Origin of the sequence: Micromonospora marina (assembly GCF_900091565.1) — a bacterium.
In the GTDB taxonomy this organism is placed as follows: domain Bacteria; phylum Actinomycetota; class Actinomycetes; order Mycobacteriales; family Micromonosporaceae; genus Micromonospora; species Micromonospora marina.
Window position 1 is genome coordinate 168,312 of record NZ_FMCV01000009.1, and the last position, 16,510, is coordinate 184,821.

General features: G+C 73.7%; 16 protein-coding genes and 2 pseudogenes. 5 read left to right on the forward strand and 13 right to left on the reverse strand.

Translation table 11 applies throughout. The annotated features are described in order from the left end of the window. Nucleotide 1: 1 nt before the first annotated feature. From GA0070215_RS13640 to GA0070215_RS13660, 5 genes are all read right to left on the reverse strand, one after another. Complete coding sequence (locus GA0070215_RS13640) at nucleotides 2-286, reverse strand: putative quinol monooxygenase (RefSeq protein WP_026268218.1); 285 nt, start codon at nucleotides 284-286, stop codon at nucleotides 2-4. Between the two features lie 35 nt (nucleotides 287-321). After that, nucleotides 322-1,080: a MerR family transcriptional regulator gene (locus GA0070215_RS13645; RefSeq protein WP_018786762.1), complete on the reverse strand. Its 759-nt coding sequence runs from the start codon at nucleotides 1,078-1,080 to the stop codon at nucleotides 322-324. Nucleotides 1,081-1,187: 107 nt separating this feature from the next. Continuing rightward, nucleotides 1,188-1,820, reverse strand: a complete 633-nt coding sequence (locus GA0070215_RS13650) for a hypothetical protein (protein ID WP_091045955.1) — start codon at nucleotides 1,818-1,820, stop codon at nucleotides 1,188-1,190. A gap of 129 nt (nucleotides 1,821-1,949) precedes the next feature. Further along, entirely contained in the window at nucleotides 1,950-4,223 is a 2,274-nt protein-coding gene (locus tag GA0070215_RS13655) for a putative bifunctional diguanylate cyclase/phosphodiesterase (RefSeq protein ID WP_244166990.1), read from the reverse strand. 129 nt (nucleotides 4,224-4,352) lie between these two features. After that, a complete protein-coding gene (locus tag GA0070215_RS13660; RefSeq protein WP_244166991.1) occupies nucleotides 4,353-4,799 on the reverse strand; it encodes a helix-turn-helix domain-containing protein in 447 nt (148 codons plus the stop codon). A gap of 121 nt (nucleotides 4,800-4,920) precedes the next feature. Between GA0070215_RS13660 and GA0070215_RS29070 the strand changes: the two are divergent. Together GA0070215_RS29070 and GA0070215_RS29075 are read left to right on the forward strand one after the other, a co-directional pair. After that, nucleotides 4,921-5,280 (forward strand): annotated as a pseudogene (locus tag GA0070215_RS29070) (S41 family peptidase); the annotation flags it as partial. A 55-nt stretch (nucleotides 5,281-5,335) separates the two neighbouring features. Beyond that, nucleotides 5,336-5,581, forward strand: coding sequence for a hypothetical protein (locus tag GA0070215_RS29075; RefSeq protein ID WP_244166995.1), 246 nt, complete (start codon nucleotides 5,336-5,338; stop codon nucleotides 5,579-5,581). A 10-nt stretch (nucleotides 5,582-5,591) separates the two neighbouring features. Here GA0070215_RS29075 and GA0070215_RS13670 read toward each other — a convergent pair whose 3' ends face one another. The 6 genes from GA0070215_RS13670 to GA0070215_RS13695 all read right to left on the reverse strand — a co-directional run bounded on the left by GA0070215_RS13670 (nucleotide 5,592) and on the right by GA0070215_RS13695 (nucleotide 12,655). Beyond that, the gene (locus tag GA0070215_RS13670; protein ID WP_091045958.1) at nucleotides 5,592-7,097 is read right to left on the reverse strand and encodes a hypothetical protein; all 1,506 of its coding nucleotides are present in this window, start codon (nucleotides 7,095-7,097) and stop codon (nucleotides 5,592-5,594) included. Between the two features lie 37 nt (nucleotides 7,098-7,134). Beyond that, complete coding sequence (locus GA0070215_RS13675; RefSeq protein WP_091045962.1) at nucleotides 7,135-8,205, reverse strand: hypothetical protein; 1,071 nt, start codon at nucleotides 8,203-8,205, stop codon at nucleotides 7,135-7,137. A gap of 644 nt (nucleotides 8,206-8,849) precedes the next feature. Next, a complete protein-coding gene (locus GA0070215_RS13680) occupies nucleotides 8,850-9,083 on the reverse strand; it encodes a zinc-ribbon domain-containing protein (RefSeq protein WP_091045966.1) in 234 nt (77 codons plus the stop codon). Between the two features lie 218 nt (nucleotides 9,084-9,301). Then, on the reverse strand, nucleotides 9,302-9,673 hold the full coding sequence (locus GA0070215_RS13685) for a hypothetical protein (protein WP_244166992.1): 372 nt from the start codon (nucleotides 9,671-9,673) through the stop codon (nucleotides 9,302-9,304). A gap of 256 nt (nucleotides 9,674-9,929) precedes the next feature. Further along, complete coding sequence (locus GA0070215_RS13690) at nucleotides 9,930-11,273, reverse strand: class I SAM-dependent methyltransferase (protein WP_091045970.1); 1,344 nt, start codon at nucleotides 11,271-11,273, stop codon at nucleotides 9,930-9,932. Further along, nucleotides 11,270-12,655: an FAD-binding oxidoreductase gene (locus GA0070215_RS13695; protein WP_091045974.1), complete on the reverse strand. Its 1,386-nt coding sequence runs from the start codon at nucleotides 12,653-12,655 to the stop codon at nucleotides 11,270-11,272. The genes GA0070215_RS13690 and GA0070215_RS13695 overlap by 4 nt, the downstream gene beginning before the upstream one ends. A gap of 174 nt (nucleotides 12,656-12,829) precedes the next feature. On the opposite strand from GA0070215_RS13695, the gene GA0070215_RS13700 reads away from it, so the two are divergent. Both GA0070215_RS13700 and GA0070215_RS13705 read left to right on the forward strand, forming a co-directional pair. Then, the gene (locus GA0070215_RS13700; RefSeq protein ID WP_018786772.1) at nucleotides 12,830-13,114 is read left to right on the forward strand and encodes a DUF427 domain-containing protein; all 285 of its coding nucleotides are present in this window, start codon (nucleotides 12,830-12,832) and stop codon (nucleotides 13,112-13,114) included. A 58-nt stretch (nucleotides 13,115-13,172) separates the two neighbouring features. Then, complete coding sequence (locus GA0070215_RS13705; RefSeq protein WP_091045978.1) at nucleotides 13,173-13,898, forward strand: RICIN domain-containing protein; 726 nt, start codon at nucleotides 13,173-13,175, stop codon at nucleotides 13,896-13,898. A gap of 4 nt (nucleotides 13,899-13,902) precedes the next feature. On the opposite strand, the gene GA0070215_RS13710 is transcribed toward GA0070215_RS13705, so the two are convergent. Next, on the reverse strand, nucleotides 13,903-14,994 hold the full coding sequence (locus GA0070215_RS13710; RefSeq protein WP_244166993.1) for an MFS transporter: 1,092 nt from the start codon (nucleotides 14,992-14,994) through the stop codon (nucleotides 13,903-13,905). Between the two features lie 33 nt (nucleotides 14,995-15,027). On the opposite strand from GA0070215_RS13710, the pseudogene GA0070215_RS13715 reads away from it, so the two are divergent. Then, nucleotides 15,028-15,843: pseudogene (locus GA0070215_RS13715) on the forward strand (GlxA family transcriptional regulator); the annotation flags it as partial. Nucleotides 15,844-15,858: 15 nt separating this feature from the next. On the opposite strand, the gene GA0070215_RS13720 reads toward GA0070215_RS13715, so the two are convergent. Beyond that, nucleotides 15,859-16,353: a hypothetical protein gene (locus tag GA0070215_RS13720; protein ID WP_018786776.1), complete on the reverse strand. Its 495-nt coding sequence runs from the start codon at nucleotides 16,351-16,353 to the stop codon at nucleotides 15,859-15,861. Nucleotides 16,354-16,510 lie beyond the last annotated feature (157 nt).

Sequence of the window (16,510 nt, forward strand, 5' to 3'; positions counted from 1 at the left end):
GTCAGGGAGCCTCGACGCCGGAGATGCGAAACTTGTGCACCTCGGCGCCGAGGATCTCCGTCACCTGCTCGGCCTCCGGGCCGGAGCCCCGGAACGCCAGCAACTGCTCGTCGGACTCCCACCGCTCGTAGACGTTGATCCGGCCCGGCTCGACCAGGTCGGCGCTGACCGCGAAGTCGACGCAGCCGGGCGCGGCGCGGGCCGCGCGGACGGCGGCCTCGCAGGACGCCAGGTAGGCGTCCCGCGAGGCCGGATCGACGTAGAGGGTGCCGGCGACGATGAGCATGCCGGCCATCCTGCCACGCCCGATCCCGATCCCGATCAGGACCGGCTGATCGCGTTGGCGTGGATCGCCTCGTTCAGGTACGCGGCCATCCCGGGCCGCAGCGTCTCGTAGTGAGCGGTGAACCGCGGGTCCGCCACGTACATGTCCGCCAGGCCGGTGTGGATCTCGTACGAGCAGTCGTACCACCACTTCGTGATGAGCTGCCGGTGCTCCTCGGCCAGCGCCATCGCCTCCGGGCCGTCAGCGGGCGCGCCCGAGTCCATGAGCGCGACGAACCGCCGCCCCCAGTCCTCGTTCTCCGCCTTGTTGCGCAGCAAGTCCTCCTTCGAGTAGCGGCCCGCGCGCTCCTGCGACTGCCGGTACGCCTCGGTGCCGCCCCAGCGCTGCTCGGCCTCCTCGGCGTGCTCGTCCGGGTCGAAGTTTCCGAACACCTCGAACCGCTCCTCCGGCGTCAACTGGATTCCCAACTTCCTCGCCTCCATCGCGTGTTCGATCGCCGTGACCATCTCCTGGAGCTTCCCGATCCGCCCGGACAGCAGCTCGTGCTGCCGGCGCAGGTGCGCCACCGGGTCGGCGTCCGGGTCGTCCAGGATCTCGGCGATCTCCTCCAGCGGGAACCCCAGCTCGCGGTAGTAACGGATGAGCTGCAACCGGTCCAGGTCCGCCTCGTCGTAGCGGCGGTAGCCCGCCGACGTGCGCCCGCTGGGCCGCAGCAACCCGATCTCGTCGTAGTGGTGCAGCGTCCGGACCGTCACCCGGGCCGCCCGCGCCACCTGACCCACCGTGTACGCCATGGTTCCCTCCCTTCTGCGACCAAGACTCCCGCCTCCCGCTGCGTGAGGGTCAAGCCGGAAAACACGACGCCCCCGACCATGATCGGCCGGGGGCGTCGCCGGTGCGGTCAGTTGGTGACCTTCTCCTTCTCCGGGGCGGCGAAGGTCGCGTTAGCCGGGGTGCGGAAGGCGTGCACCAGACCGGCAGCCGAGAGCAGCAGGAGCAGGCCCGCGCCGAGGTACAGGGCCAGGGCGCCCTGCTCGGCCTTGCGGCCGAACTCGCTGAAGCCGTACGAGGTGAGCAGCAGGCCGCGCAGCGTCTCGCCCTTGAACACGGTCTCCCGCTGGGCGGTCACCTCGGCGAGCTGCTTCTGCAGGTCGGCCAGGTTGGCGGCGTTGCTCTGCTGGGCCTGGGCCACCTGCTCGCGCAGCGCACTCTGCGGCTCGCCCAGGTCGGCGTAGGTCCTGCCGCCGGCCATGTTCTTCAGGTGCAGGCCGATGTAGTCGTTGGCGTAGCACTCGGCCTGCTTGCCGGTGGTCATCTTCTGGCCGGCGTACTCGCGCAGGCAGTCCGACTGCTTCTCCTCGTCGGACAGCTCGTCCGCCGGGGTGAAGGTGATGTGCTGCGCGCCGAGCTGGTCGCGTACGTAGTCGTTGGCGAAGTTGGCGTTCGTCGTCAGGACGACGCCGACGACGAGCAGCAGGACCGCCAGGCCCAGCCCACCGATGCTGAACAGCAGGTCGAGCGTCCGTCGCTTCATATCAGGCTCCCCTGTGGAGGATGTGTTCGTCTTGGTGACGAGAACCATCCTGGCGGCGGCCACCCGCTCCGAGCAGGGTCGAACCCCCCGTCCCCGCCGGGACCTTCGGCCCCCGTGGACCCGGGCCGGTCAGCGCTCGGCGCCGGACAACGCGGGGAGCAGGTCCGGCAGGGCGGCCGGGCGGCCGTACCGCCAGCCCTGGCCCTGCCGGCAGCCGATCGCGGTGACCGCCGCGTGCTGCGCGACCGTTTCGACGCCCTCGGCGACCACGGCCAGGTCGAACGCGCCGGCCAGCCGGTTCACCATCTCCACGGTGGCGTACGCGCGGGCGTCGCCGGCGTCCAGCCGGGACACGAACGACCTGTCGATCTTCAGCTCGGTGGCCGGGATGCGGTGCAGGTAGCTCAACGACGAGTACCCGGTGCCGAAGTCGTCGATGGCGATGCGGATGCCGAGGTCACGTAGCTGGGACAGCCGGTCGAGCACCGACTCGCTGCCCTCGATCAGCGCCGACTCGGTCAGTTCCAGGGTGAGCGCGCGGGGCGGCAGGCCGGCCGCGCCGACCGCGCCGGTGACAGTGGCGATCAGGTCCGGCCGGCACAGGTGGGCGGCGGCGATGTTCACCGCGACCGTCACGTCCGGCGCGTGCTCCCGCCAGGTGGCAGCGGCCCGGCACGCCTCGTGGATGACCCACCTGTCGATGGCCACGATCAGCCCGGTCTCCTCGGCCAGCGGCAGGAACCGGGCCGGGGTCAGCACTCCCAGCCGGGGATGCCGCCAGCGCACCAACGCCTCGGCGCTGCGTACCGTGCCGGTGTCCAGGTCGACGATGGGCTGGAACTCCATCAGCAACTGGCCCTCGTCGACCGCGCGGCGCAGGTCGGCGATGAGTTCCGCCCGGCTGACCGCCGACTCGCGCAGTTCCGGCGTGCACGTGCGGTACGCGGCCTTGCCTGCCGCCTTCGCCGCGTACATGGCGATGTCGGCGTCGCGGAGCAGGTCGGTGTGGGAGGTGTGCTGCGGCCCGTACTCGGCGATGCCGATGCTCGCCGACGGGTGGACGCCGAGATCCTCCTCGCCGGGCAGCGGCTCCAGGGCGGCGAGCAGCCGGACCGCGAGCCCTTCGGGTGACACCTGGCGCTCCCCGGCGACGAGCACCGCGAACTCGTCGCCGCCGAGCCGGGCGATCATCCCGTCCGGGCCGACCGCGTCCTGCATGCGCTCCGCGGTGGCGGTCAGCAGCCGATCCCCGGCGGCGTGCCCGAACCTGTCGTTCACCTGCTTGAAGCCGTCCAGGTCGAGCAGCACCACGGCGACCGGGCCACCCACGCGCAACGCCCGCCGCAGCCGCCGGACGAACGTCAGCCGGTTGGGCAGGCCGGTGAGCTGGTCGGAGTACGCGAGCCGGCGCAGCCGCCCGACCAGCCGCAGGTTCTCGTTCGCGGCCAGGCCCTGGCGCAGCGCCAGCACCCCGAGCAGGCCCATCATGCCGACGAAGACCACCTGCGGGGTCTGCCCGCTGGGCTGCCGGGACAGCAGGACCGCGACGATCGCGCCCCCCACCGGCAGGTACGGCAACGCGACCCGCCACCACGGCGGCAGCGGTGATTCGACCACGTCGTCCTCGCCGTCCGCGTCGTTCGGCGGCGGATAGCGGGTCGCCAGGCCGACCAGCAGGTAGCTCAGCGGCCAGCAGACGTCGACCGGGTGGCCCGGCGCGTAGTCGCCGCGCGCGACCAGGGAGACGTAGACGGCGTCCGCGCCGGACCGGATCGCCAGGCCCGCACCGATGACGGTGAGCGCCCGCCACATCGGCCGGCCCGGACCGGCGACCGCCACCAGGATGGTGAGCTGCATCAGGTCGAACATCGGGTAGAGCAGCCCGAACGTGCGCATGGGATCGGCCATGTCGGCGTCGGTGATCCGGTGGAACACCACCACCCAGCCGATCGGGATGAGGGCCAGCCCCACGATCACCCCGTCGAGCAGGGTACGGGCCCGGCCGATCACGCTGCGCGGGCCGGTGCGGGAGCAGAGCAGCGCACCCGTGCCGGTGACGATGCCGGCGGCGAACAGGCCCGCCACCAGCGGGGTGTGAGGCAGGCCGAGCCCGCCGAGCCGTTCCACCGTCCACACCGCACGGCCGAGCGCGGCGAGGGCCATGGTGGCGGCGAGCAGTTCCCAGAACCGGCGCAACACGGCCGGCTGACGTCGCGAGGCGCCGGCGCAGAGCACCGCCGCCCAGGTCGACACCGCCATCGCACCGAGGTCGCTCACCAGCGCCGCACCGGGCAGCCGGGCGGCCAGCCAGGCCATCTCCCCGAGTACGACGACAGCGGCCGCGACGAGTCCGACACGGCCGACGAGCGGATGACGGGCCGGTGCCGCGGCGGCGAGGCTCACGTCGTGCTGGGATACAACGATTGCGCTCCGGCTCTCTTCCAGACGTGCACCCTCGACGACGAGGACCGGACGACGGACGGCGCAAGCCTAGCCAGCGCCGGGGACTGCCGCCAGAGTCGCGAGTGTCGGTCAGCGGACCGCGGGCGGGTGCCGGTAGAGCGAGACCAGGACGCCGTAGCGTGCCTGCCCCGGCGGCGCCTCCTCGGCCTCGCCCACCAGTTCGTCCAGCGTGGACCGGAGGTGCTGGGCCTGGGCCGGGGTGAGCCGCAGGTGCCGCAGGTGCACGAGCGGGTCGGGGTCGCCGGCGAGTTCCTCGGCGTACGCGCCCAGCAGCGCCGCCGTGGCGCCCGCGTCGGTGTCCGTGCCGACGAGCCGGCGGAACGTGCGTTCGTGGTAGCGCTCGGTGCCGCCCCGGACCTGGCGGCTGTGCGCCGGACGGACCATGCCGGCCTCGGTCAGCACCCCGAGGTGGTGGGCCACAGTGCCCTTCGCCTCGCCGAGACGGGCAGCGAGTTGGCTGAGCGCCGGGGCGTACGCCGAGGCGGGCGACCCCGCCGCGCTCGGCGCGCTCGTCACCGCCGACCTCCAGTCCGTGAACGGCGACCTGCACCTGCGGCTCAAGCACCACGAACAGCCGCTGTCCGACAAGGCCGACGACCCGACCGGGGAGCACTTCGCGCGCCTCGCCGCGCTCGGCATGGGCGGCGTGACCCGGGTGCAACGGCTGCCCGGCAACGTCGGGCTGCTGGAGATCAAGCCGTACGTGTTCCCGCCCGACCTGGCCGGCGACGCGCTGACCGCCGCGCTGCGGCTGCTCGCCGGCACCGACGCGCTCCTGCTCGACCTGCGCGGCACCGAGGGCGGCAGCCCGGACGGCGTGGCCCTGATCTGCGGCTGGTTCTTCGCCGAACCGACGCACCTGCACACCATGCACGAACGCTCCGGCGTTACCCGCCAGTCCTGGAGCGCCGCCTGGCTGCCGGTCAGCCGCTACGCGCCGGACAAGCCGGTCCACGTCCTCACCGGCCCCGCCACGTTCTCCGGCGGCGAGGAACTGGCGTACGACCTTCAGCAGTTCGGCCGCGCCACAGTGGTCGGTGAGCCGACCCGCGGTGGCGCGCACCCCCGCATCGGGCACCGGCTGCACCGCACCTGGAACGGACGGTGCCGGTGGCCCGGCCCGTACAGCGGCGAGCGGCACCAACTGGGAGGGCTGCGGCGTCGCCCCGGACGTGGCGACCCCGGCCGACCGGGCACGCGACGTCGCGTACCGCCGGAACCTGGAAGCGCTGCTGGCGGCAGACCCGGACCGGCCGGCGGCGGCCGAGCAGCGGACGGCCCTCGCCGCCCTGGGCTGAACCGCGCGGGTCAGGACCAGTCCTCCGCCGGGGCCGGGTCCGGCGGCGCGGCGGCCGTGCCGGGCGGCCCGCCGTGCGTCCACGGCGTCTCCTCCGCCGCCGGGAACGCGCCGCCCGGCAGGAAACCGTCGGACAGGCCGGTCAGGCAGATCCGCTCACCCACCTCGGGCACGCTGCCGGGCGGCGCGGTCAGCCCCCGGCCCATCCCGCCGGACAGTTCGAGCACCACCTCGGTCTTGCCGTCGCCGCCGGGCGTCACGAACACGATCTTCGCCTTCTGCGCCGGGCGGGCCGGGGAGTACAGCGTCGCGCCCACCGGCATCGGCACCGGCTCGGTGGTGACCACCTGGATACGCGGGCGCAGCACCGGCCGCTTGCCGGAGTCGTCCACCCGCGCCGGGTCGGCGAGCGTCACCTCACCGACGAACGCCTCCCCGGACAGCCGGTGCTCGGCCATCACCAACGGATCGTCGTAGGCACGCTGCACCGCCCACGCGGTCGACGCCCGTTCCAGCCGCTGCAACCGCAGCGCCGCCGCCACCGCGCCGTCGCGCCGCGGCTGCGGGCCGCCCCCGGCGTCGACGTGCTCGGCGTGCGCGGTGAACGCGTCCCGGTCACCGGCCCACCGGCCGGTCACCCGCGCGCCGGCCGGCAGCGTCCGCAGCAGCCCGACACCGCGCCACATCAGCTCCCAGGTGGGCGCGAGCTGGCCACGCAACAGGCCGGCCAGCTCGTCGTACGCGGCCGCGCGGGCCGCCGGATCGCCCTCGGCCCGGGTGTACGCCTCGATCGCCGGGGCGAGCCGCCGGTTGTCGAAGTCCGGGTCGGTGGCCGGCCCGGCCGGCGGGCAGCGTGCCGGATCCTCGGCGCGGGCCGCCGCCTCGGCGCCGGTCAGCCCGGCCGGCGGTTCCAGCCAGCCCAGCACCGCCGGCAGGTGCAGATCCTCCACCACGCTCTGCCCGGTCGCCCAGTGCAACGTCAGCGCATCGGTGAGCGCCAGCAGCGCCGACGAGCCCGGTTGCTCGGCGCGCTCGGCGAAGAACGTCAGCCACCGGCCGAGCAGCGGCACCGACTGGTGCACCGGATAGTCGCCGTCGGTCCGGCGGAACCGGGTCGAGCGGCCGAACAACCGCAGGAACGTGATCCCGGCCGGATTCGGCACCAGCAGTTGCGGCGCGTCGGCGTACCGGTGACGGACGTCGCGGCCCCGGTCCACCGGCACCGCCTCGGTCAGGTCGCGGAACTCGTCCAGGTACGGCAGCACGACCCCGGCCAGTTCGGCGGCGAACGCGAACCGCTGGTCCCGGTTGCGCGGCTGCGGCACCACCAGCAGCCGGGCCTCGTCGGGCGCGGCGCCGACCATCGCGGCGAGCGGGGCGTTCGCCTCACCGGCCAGCGCGAGCGGCACCAGCACCAGCGGCCGGTCCGACAGATGCAGGTGGCGGACCGTGGCCACCGGTTGGGCCCGCCCCGCGGCGACCGCCTGCGCCCGGGCGAGCGCGCGCAGCGTACTCACGCGGGGTGTCCGGCGAAGGCGTCGGCGCGCAGCGTACTCATGCGCTCTGTCCGGCGAGGGCGTCGGCGCGCAGGCGCGCGGCGGCCCGCAGCAGCGCGGCGGCCTCCGCCTGCTCCGGCTCCGGCGCGGCCACGCCCCCGGCGAGCGCCAGCACGTCGGCGACGTCCTCGACGCCGCCCAGCGCCTCACGGACCGGCCGGCCCAGCGCGCCGGTCTGCCCGCGCGCCTCGTGCCGGCAGAAGTACGCCAGCTCACAGGCGGCCAGGCAGTCGGGCGCGTAACGCGCGGGCACCCGGTGCAGCGCGGCGGCGAGCGCGGCCGGATCGGCCGCCGGGTCGACCGTGAACCCGACCGGTACGGCGGCGAGCAGCTCCTCGACCCGGGCCATCCGGGCCAACTGGCGGCGCAGCACCAGCAGTTGCCGGCGAACGTCGAGCAAGCTGGCCACCGGATGGTTGGCGAAGTCACGTGGGCAGACCAGCACCACCTCGTGCGACACCAGCTCCGGGTCGCGTCCCCCGGCGGCGAGCAGCTCGCGCAGCGCCAGCACGTAGACGGCGGACTGGATCGCGGCGGCGGCGACCTTGCCCGGGTCGGCCTGCCCGTCGATCACCGGAAACGACTTGATCTCCACGACGTGGAACCGGCCCGCCAGCCGGGCGGCGACCAGGTCCGGTTCCAGGTGCACCCGGGTACCGGCCACGTCCAGGCCGAGCAGCGGGTGGTCGAACAACGCCGGGCCGTCGCCGCTGGCGGTCAGCGCCGCCCGCGAGCGTTCCGGCCGGTCGTCGTCGGCGCCGAGATCGGTCCAGGTCGCGCCGTCCGGCACCGGTACGCCGAGCCGCTCCGCGACCAGGCGCAGCAACTCCGTCCCGCCGTCGGCCTTGACCTGGGCCTCGAACGCGTTGCCGCGAGTGATCGCGAAGCGGGACTGGCCGAACCTCGCCGGGAAACCGAGCTGCTCGGCGAGCGCCGGCTTGTCGACGCCGGCGCTGTCCAGGACGGCGCGACGGGTACAGCCGGGGTTGCCGGTCAGCGCGGCGATGGTCCGGGCGTTGTGCCGCCGGGGCGGCCCGCCACCCCTGATCTGCGCCAGCCGATCTTCCACCCGATGAAGTGTAAGGAAGGGCCCCTTGTTAACGCCTCCGGTAGAGGAAGGGGCCCTTTTTAACACGGCGGCCAGACCCGCGCGGGGGCCGCCACCAGCGTCGGCCCCGTTTCGGTCGGTGACCGGCCAGGGGCCCGGCACGGTAGGGCGAGGAGCGAGCAACCCGCCATGGTCCTCCGGTTCGATGCCGGGATCGGGCCGCTGCGGGCGTTCGGCCGGTCGGCGCAGCACCCGGGCGTATCCGTCTTCGATGCGACGGATCGCCGCACGGGTACGGGCGTCGACGCGCGGGGGCGAGCGATCGGCCGGGCCGGGGTCGGCTGCCGCGGTTCCCGGGAACGCCTACCCGGCGTCGGCCTTTCGTCGTGGTGTGCCGATGACGCCGTCTCGCCCGCGGCGGACCGCGACCGCGTCGACCAAGTCGGCCGTGGCGGCGTACCGGATGGCCCGGCTGACCGCGCCACCCGGTCAGCGGCCGGAGCGGTTCCAGGGCGAGCGCGGGGACTGCGCTCCCGCCAGCGGACGACGCCGGCGGCGGTGCCGGCGCCCGGGCGCGCAGGGCGGACGGGCAGCGGTGTGCACCGGCGGGGCGACCGGGGTGGCCGGCGGGCGGCCGATCAGCCAGCAGAGGAAGCGGGTCATGGTCAGCCGACCGGGAGGCGCTCGGCCTCGGCACGGGAGACGTCGTACTCGGCGCCGCAGAACGTGCACTGCTGCGCGTACCGGGTGCGCAACGGGATCAGCGGGATGAAGAAGAGGCTGAACTTGGTGACCCGGCGGGAGATCACCTGGGCGGCCTGGTTGCCGCAGTTGCGGCAGACCTCGGTGACGACGCCGGACCGGACGACCTTGGTCCGCAGCCCGAAGATGAAGAACATCGCCCGGCATTACCCACCCGGGGCTCGTGTTAAAAGGGGCCCCCTCCTCTACCGGAGACGTTAAGAGGGGGCCCTTCCTTACACCTCAAGCGAGCCAGATCGGCTTCCAGTCCCTCGGAGTCGGTGATCGAGGTCCACACCTTGTCCATCGGCGCGTCGTCAGGGCCCGGCGGACGGTCACCACCGGGGCGGCGAGGCGGGCGCGGACGGCCATCGGCTCAGTCATGCTTGTCGCCTTTCGGGTAGCAGGCCACGGCGAGTTTGAACGCGTCTCCTTCGGCGCCGCCGTAGCGCGTGAACAGGTCCTGCAACGTCGTCTGCAGGTCGTGCAGGAACTCCTGCCGCCGCTCGGCGGGCACCCGGATCTCACCGGAGACGCCGATGGACGGCAGTTCGGGGGCGGTGCGGTCGAGCGCGGCGATGTCGGCCTGGACCTCCTTTATGAGGTCGAGCAGGTAGCCCAGGCTCAGCTCGTCGCGGACCCGGCGCGTGCCGCCGATGCGGCCGACGAGCCGGGGCGAGAGCCAGTACGACCGGGCGACGGCCTGGTAAATGCCCTCGGTGATGCCGCGGACCTGCCGCTGCGCCACCTGCTCGGCCAGCCCGGCCGCGACGAACTGCTTGACGTGGTAGGACGCGCTGCGGCGTCTACTCCAGCCGGGCCGCGACCTCGGTGCAGGTGCGGGGCTCGGCGAGTCGCCGCAGCACCTTGATGGCGCTGCGGCTTGAGCAGGACTTCGGCCTGTTCGCGCTGTTCCAGGTGCAGGACGTCTTTCTTGGCGAGCTTTGTCGATGACTTCGACGAAAGGCCGCGCGGTCCGCGCGGCCTTTCACCGGTACGTCGCGTCAGGGCGTCCAGTCCGGACGCAGCGGGTACCCGTTCACCCCTTCCGGGCCGTTGTGCGTGGCGAGCACGTGATGCAACTGGATGCCGTTGCGCTCGAACGCCAGCCGGGAGCCCGCCATGTAGAGCCCCCACACCCTGGCGGTGCCCGGCCCGACCTCGCCGACGCAGAAGTCCCAGTGCTCGACCAGGTTGCGGCACCAGCCGGCGAGCGTCAGCGCGTAGTGCTGCCGCAGGTTCTCCTCGTGGTGCACCTCGAACCCGGCGTCGTGGATCTCGCTGATCAGCCGGCCCGGACCGGCCAGCTCGCCGTCGGGAAAGACGTACCTGTCGATGAACACGCCGGAGCGGTGCGGCGCCCGGTTGTCGGCCCGGGTGATGCAGTGGTTGAGCAGCCGCCCGCCGGGCTTGAGCCGGGAGCGCAGCGCACCGAAGTAGGCCGGGTAGTTGCGGACCCCGATGTGCTCGGTCAGCCCGATCGAGGAGATCGCGTCGAACTGCTCGTGCGGCGCGTCCCGGTAGTCCAGGTGGCGCACCTCGGCCAGTTCACTCAGCCCTTCCCGCTCGATCGCGGCCCGCGCCCAGTCGGCCTGCGCCCTCGACAGCGTCACACCGAGCGCCTTGACGCCGTACTCCCGGGCCGCGTGCCGGACCATGCCGCCCCAGCCGCAGCCCACGTCCAGCAGCCGCATTCCCGGCTTGAGTGCCAGTTTGCCGGCGACCAGGTCGTACTTGTTCCGCTGCGCCTCTTCGAGGGTGTCGCCGGGGCCGCGGAAGACCGCGCAGGTGTACGTCATGGACGGCCCGAGCACCTTCTCGTAGAAGGCGTTCGACACGTCGTAGTGGTGCGAGATCGCGGTGCTGTCCCGGGTACGCGAGTGACGCAGGCCGGTCATCAGCCGCCGCCAGCGCGGCGACGCCTCCTGCGGCGGGGGCGGCGGCGGGCGCAGCCGTTCCCAGCCCAGGCCCCGGACCAGCGCGAGCGCCTCGCTCATCGCCGGGACGCGCAGCGGCACCCCGTCCTTGATCACCCGCAGCGCCTCGTACGGGTCGCCCGGGTGCACCCCCTCCAGCCCCAGGTCCCCGCTGACGTAGGCCCGGGCCATGCCCAGGTCGCCCGGCGCGGTGAGCAGGTAGGACAGGCCCCGCTCGGTGCGGATCGCCAGGGTGATCCCGGCGTCGGCCGAACCCACCGCGCTGCCGTCGTAGCCGGTGACCCGGACGGGCAGGTCGCCGGTGGTGACCGCGCGGACCACGTCCGCGACTGTCGGTCCGGTACGCCGCCCGCCCGCCGGCGGGCCGGCCGGGGTGCTCGCCGCCCCCGGTGTTCGGTCGGTCAGACTCATGCTCGGGATACCGCCTTCTCGTACAGTCCGGTGAGTCGGTGGTCCGGGTCGTAGCGGTCCTTCACGGCACGCCAGATGTCTCCGCCGTAGAGGCGGTCGAACTCGCCCCGGTCGTAGTACGCGTCGGAGTAGAGCGACTTGTGGCCGCCCACCTCCGACACCATTCGCTCGATCTGGCGGTTGACGTCACCGTCGGCGGAGCCCGCCGCGATGGGCACGCTTCCCCAGAAGCCGATGTTCACATACGTTTCGCCCGGTCGGAGCGGATATAGCGGCCACGCCTTCGCCGACCCGGGACCGGACGGCTCCCGCAGCCGCAGCGGGCACAGCCACACCGGCGTCATGCCCACGTCCGCGGCGAACCAGCGCAGGAACTCGGGCGTGCGGCCGAGCGGAACCTCCACGTCCTGCACCACCCGCTCCCGGGCCGGGCGGCCCCGCCACCTGTCGACCCGGGCCGCCACCCGGTGCCGGTGCTCCAGCCGCACGATCCGGTGGTAGACGTCGCTGCGCCGGTAGCGCCGCGGCCACAGCCGCCGCACCACCGGGTGCTGCACCCCGAACGCCGCCGAGCACCAGAACCAGTCGGTGTCCCAGCGCCAGAGATAGTCGTACGCGGTGAGCGCGTCCCGGGTGCGCCGGCGCAGCGAGCGGTAGTAGATCTCCTGGCCGGTGTAGTCGGACGGGCCGTCGTCGGCCTCGTCGGTGAACGCGCCGAGCACGAGGTACGCCTCGCCGGGGCTGAACACCACCCCGTCCATGGCGTCGACCGGCTCCCCGCCCCAGGCACCCTTGGCGACCACCTCGCCGATCGCGTCGACCAGTTCCTCCAGCCGGGTGAACCGGATGTTGCGCAGCGACACGTGCCGGCCGATCGGTTGCAGCTCGATGCGCAGCCGGGTGGCGTAGCCGAGGCTGCCCAGCGAGTTCGGGAAGGCCCGGTGCAGGTCGGCGTGCTCGCCGTGGGGCCCTGTCGTGACGATCTCCCCCGCGCCGGTGAGCACGTCCATCTCCAGCACCGACTCGTGCGGCAGGCCGTTGCGGAAGGAGGTGGACTCGATGCCCAGACCGGTCACCGCGCCGCCCAGCGTGATGGTGCGCAACTGCGGCACGACCAGCGGCATCAGGCCGTACGGCAGCGTCGCGTCGACCAGATCCTCGTAGGTGCACATGCCCTGCACGTCGGCCGTGCGGGCGGCCGGGTCCACGGCGAGCACCCCGGTCAGGCCGCTCACGTCCAGCCCCGGCGTACGCGGCGCGGAGCGGGGCCGGAACAGGTTCGAGGTCTGCTTGGCCAGCCGTACGGGCTCCCCGGCGGGCACCGCGGCGTAGGAGCGCCGCAGCGTGTCCACCGCCCGTTCATGATCACGGACAGCGTGCATGAGATCACCTTACGCTCGGGTACGACAAGTTCGTGGGATGTCCACGGTGGCCTTTCGACGACTCACCGACGACGCGCGCGTTACCTCCGCCACCGCCTGGCCGGTGCTCGCCCGAGCGGTGGCCGACGCGCGCAGCGGTGGCCGGTACGCGGCCACCGGCATAGCGTGGAGGGCATGCCGAAAGCCGTCTGGAACGACCTCGTCGTCGCCGAGAGCGACGACACCGTTGTGGTCGAGGGCAACCACTACTTCCCCCGTGCCGCGCTGCGCGACGACCTGATCCGCTCCTCCGACACCCACACGGTCTGCCCCTGGAAGGGCACGGCCTCCTACTACACGCTCGAACACGGCGGCGCCACCAGCCCGGACGCCGTCTGGTACTACCCCGAGCCCAAGCCGGAGGCGGAGATGGTCCGCGACCGCGTGGCGTTCTGGAAGGACGTCCGGGTCGTCGACTGAGCCACCGTGCCGCCGGGGCGACTGGCACCCGGCGGCCCCGGTGGGTCACTATGCCCCCATGGCCGACCCGCATTCCGACCCGTCCGGCACCATGTACGGCGGCGCCCGCCGCGCCCGTGGCGTACGTGGCGTCCGGCTGCCTCAGGACCCGCTGATGCGGGTCGCGCTGAGCGTCGGCGCGGCGGGCGTACTCCTCGGCGCCTTCTTCGCCACCGGCGTGCTCGGTGGCGGCGACGACCGGCCGGTGGTGCCGGCGGCCGCGGCGCCCACCGCGGCACCGAGCGAGCCGAGCGCGGAACCGTCGGCGGAGCCCACTCCGTCGGCGTCACCCTCGCCGAGCGCGACGCCGAGCAGAACCGCCGCGCCGGTCGCCACGCCGAAGGTGATCCGGGGCGTGCCGTCCGGGCGCTGCCTCGGCGTGACCGGCGACGAGGCCGAGGGCGCGCAGGCGGCGCTCGCCGACTGCACCGGCGGGCCGGAGCAGCAGTGGGTGGTCACGCCGGTCACGAACGACACCTACCTGCTCGTCAACGCGGCGAGCAGCAAGTGCCTGGACGTCAACGAGGCGAAGACCGACGACGGCGCGGACGTGCAGCAGTGGTCCTGCAACGGGCAGGCCAACCAGCAGTGGCGGTTCCAGTCGGCCGGTAACGGCGCGGCGCTGCTGGTCGCCGTGCACAGCGGCAAGTGCGCGCAGGTCGACGACGCGGGCACCGAAGCCGGGCGCGAGCTGGAGCAGGCGCCGTGCAGCGGCGCTCCCGAGCAGCAGTGGGCGGCCGGCTGACCGGTCAGCCCCGGTAACTCCAGGCGCGTCTGCCCGCCGCGACCGGCAGCGCGAACGCGGGCTCGTCGGCGGCACGGCGGCGCAGCAGCAGTGACAGCCCGGCCGCGCCGATCGACAGCGCACCCGCCACGTACCAGGCGAGCGCGTAGTCGCCGAGCCGGTCCCGGACCAGACCGGCGCCGGTGGCCGCGAGCGCGGCGCCGAACTGGTGCGCGGCGAACACCCAGCCGAACACCACCGCGCCGGACGCGCCGAACCACTCCCGGCACAGCGCCACGGTCGGCGGGACGGTGGCCACCCAGTCCAGCCCGTAGAAGACGATGAAGACCAGCATGCTCGGCTCGGCCGTACCGGCGAACAGACTCGGCAGCACCAGCAGCGACGCCCCGCGCAACGCGTAGTAGGCACCCAGCAGCAGCCGGGCGTCGACCCGGTCGGTGAGCCAGCCGGAGGCGATCGAGCCGGCGATGTCGAAGAGCCCGACCACGGCGAGCAACCCGGCAGCAGTGGTCTCCGGCATGCCGTGGTCGTGCGCAGCCGGCACGAAGTGCGTACCGACCAGGCCGTTCGTGGTCGCGCCGCAGATCGCGAAACCGCCGGCGAGCAGCCAGAACGGCCGCGTCCGCGCGGCGGCGGCGAACGCGCCGACCGCCCGCGCCGCCGCGCCGCCCTCCGGCCGGGCCGGCGGCACGACCTCGGTCGCGCCGTAGGCGGGCCGCCCCAGGTCCGCCGGATGCTCCCGCAACAACCACACCACAAGGGGTACGACCGCCAGCGCGGCCCCGGCGACGACGAGTGCCGCCGTGCGCCAGCCGTGGTCGCGTACCAGCAGCGCGAGCAGCGGAAGGAAGACGAGCTGCCCGGCCGCGCCCCCGGCGGTGAGCACACCCGTCACCAGGCCACGGCGCTCGACGAACCAGCGCCCGGTGACCGTGGCCACGAAAGCCAGCGCCATCGAGCCGGTGCCCAGCCCGACGAGGACACCCCAGCACAGGACGAGCTGCCAGCTCTCGGTCATCCCCACGGTCAGGCCGCTGCCGGCGGCCACCAGCACCAGCGCGCCCGCCACCACCCGGCGGATGCCGAACCGGTCCATCAGCGCGGCGGCGAACGGCGCGGTGAGGCCGACGCCGGTCCTCCGCTGCACGACGGCACGGTGGCCGCCGAGGTGGCCCGGGCGCTGCGCACGGCGTACGACAGGGGTGCCCGCGTCATGTCCATCTGCACCGGCGCGTTCGTGCTCGCCGCCGCCGGCCTGCTCGACGGCCGCCCGGCCACCACGCACTGGGCGTACGCGTCGCGCTTCCGCCGCCTGCACCCCGGCGTACGGCTCGACCCCGACGTGCTCTTCGTCGACGACGGACGTGTGCTCACCTCGGCCGGAGTGGCCGCCGGCATCGACCTGTGCCTGCACGTCGTCCGCACCGACCACGGCAGCGCGGTGGCGAACCGGGCGGCCCGGCGCTGCGTGGTGCCGCCGTGGCGCGACGGCGGGCAGGCCCAGTACATCGAACGGCCGGTGCCCCGCGGTGCTGAGAACGGCACCGCCGCCACCCGCGAGTGGGCACAGCAACGGCTGCACGAGCCGGTGGCCCTGCGCGAGATGGCGGCGCACGCGCGGATGAGCGTCCGTACGTTCACCCGGCACTTCCGCTCCGAGACCGGGCTCAGCCCGGCGCAGTGGCTGCTCCAGCAGCGCACCGAGCACGCCCGGGTGCTGCTGGAGACGACGGATCTGAGCGTGGACCGGATCGCCCGGGACTCGGGTTTCGGCACCACCGCCGCACTGCGCCAGCACTTCCACGCGCGGGTGGGCGTGTCCCCCACCGCCTACCGCCGCACGTTCCGCCCGCCCCCTGCGCCGAGCTCCGCCTCCGTCGATCTCGGAGTTGCGGTGCCTGGGGCGCCGGACGTGTCGGAGTTGTCTGCCGCCACAACTCCTTGACCGGCGGTCCGACGGTCAGGCGAGGTGGGGCTGGCGGCGCAGGGCGCGGAGCTGCGCGAGGTGCAGCGGCAGGTGCACGCGGATGTGCAGGTCCAGCGCTCTGCCCCAGGGCAGGGAGTCGTCCACGTCCAGGTCGAAGCCCTCGCGTAGCACCGTGTCCACAGGTGCCTCCGCCGCCGGGCCGAGCCGCTCCGCCAGCGCGCACAACTTCTGGCTGGTGGCCCGGAACAGTGCCGCCAGCCCGTCCAGCCCGCCGCACTCGGAGACGAGCGCATCCAGTTGCGGCCGGTGGATGGTGTCCAGGTCGTAGTAGGCGAACGGCGAGCCGGCCAGCACAGCCTCGGTCGCCTCGCTCATCAGCTCGTCGTTGGCGGCGAGGTGCGCGACGATCTGCTCGGCGCTCAACTGTCCTTCCGGCGGCGGGCCGAACCCGCCCGCGTCCAGCTCCGCGAGCAACTCCTCGTACGCCTGCCGCAGTGCCGGGGCGTCCACCTCGTCCATGTCCCGCATCCAACCTCCGCCACCGCTGCGGCCACCCCGTCTACCGGGCCCGGTTCACCCGGACGCGTGAAAGGCCGGCACCCCGTCGTCGGGGTGCCGGCCTGTCTCGCTTACTTGTTCCAGTGTTCGGCTACCAGGTCGGCGGCCTGCTGCTCCCACTGGGCGT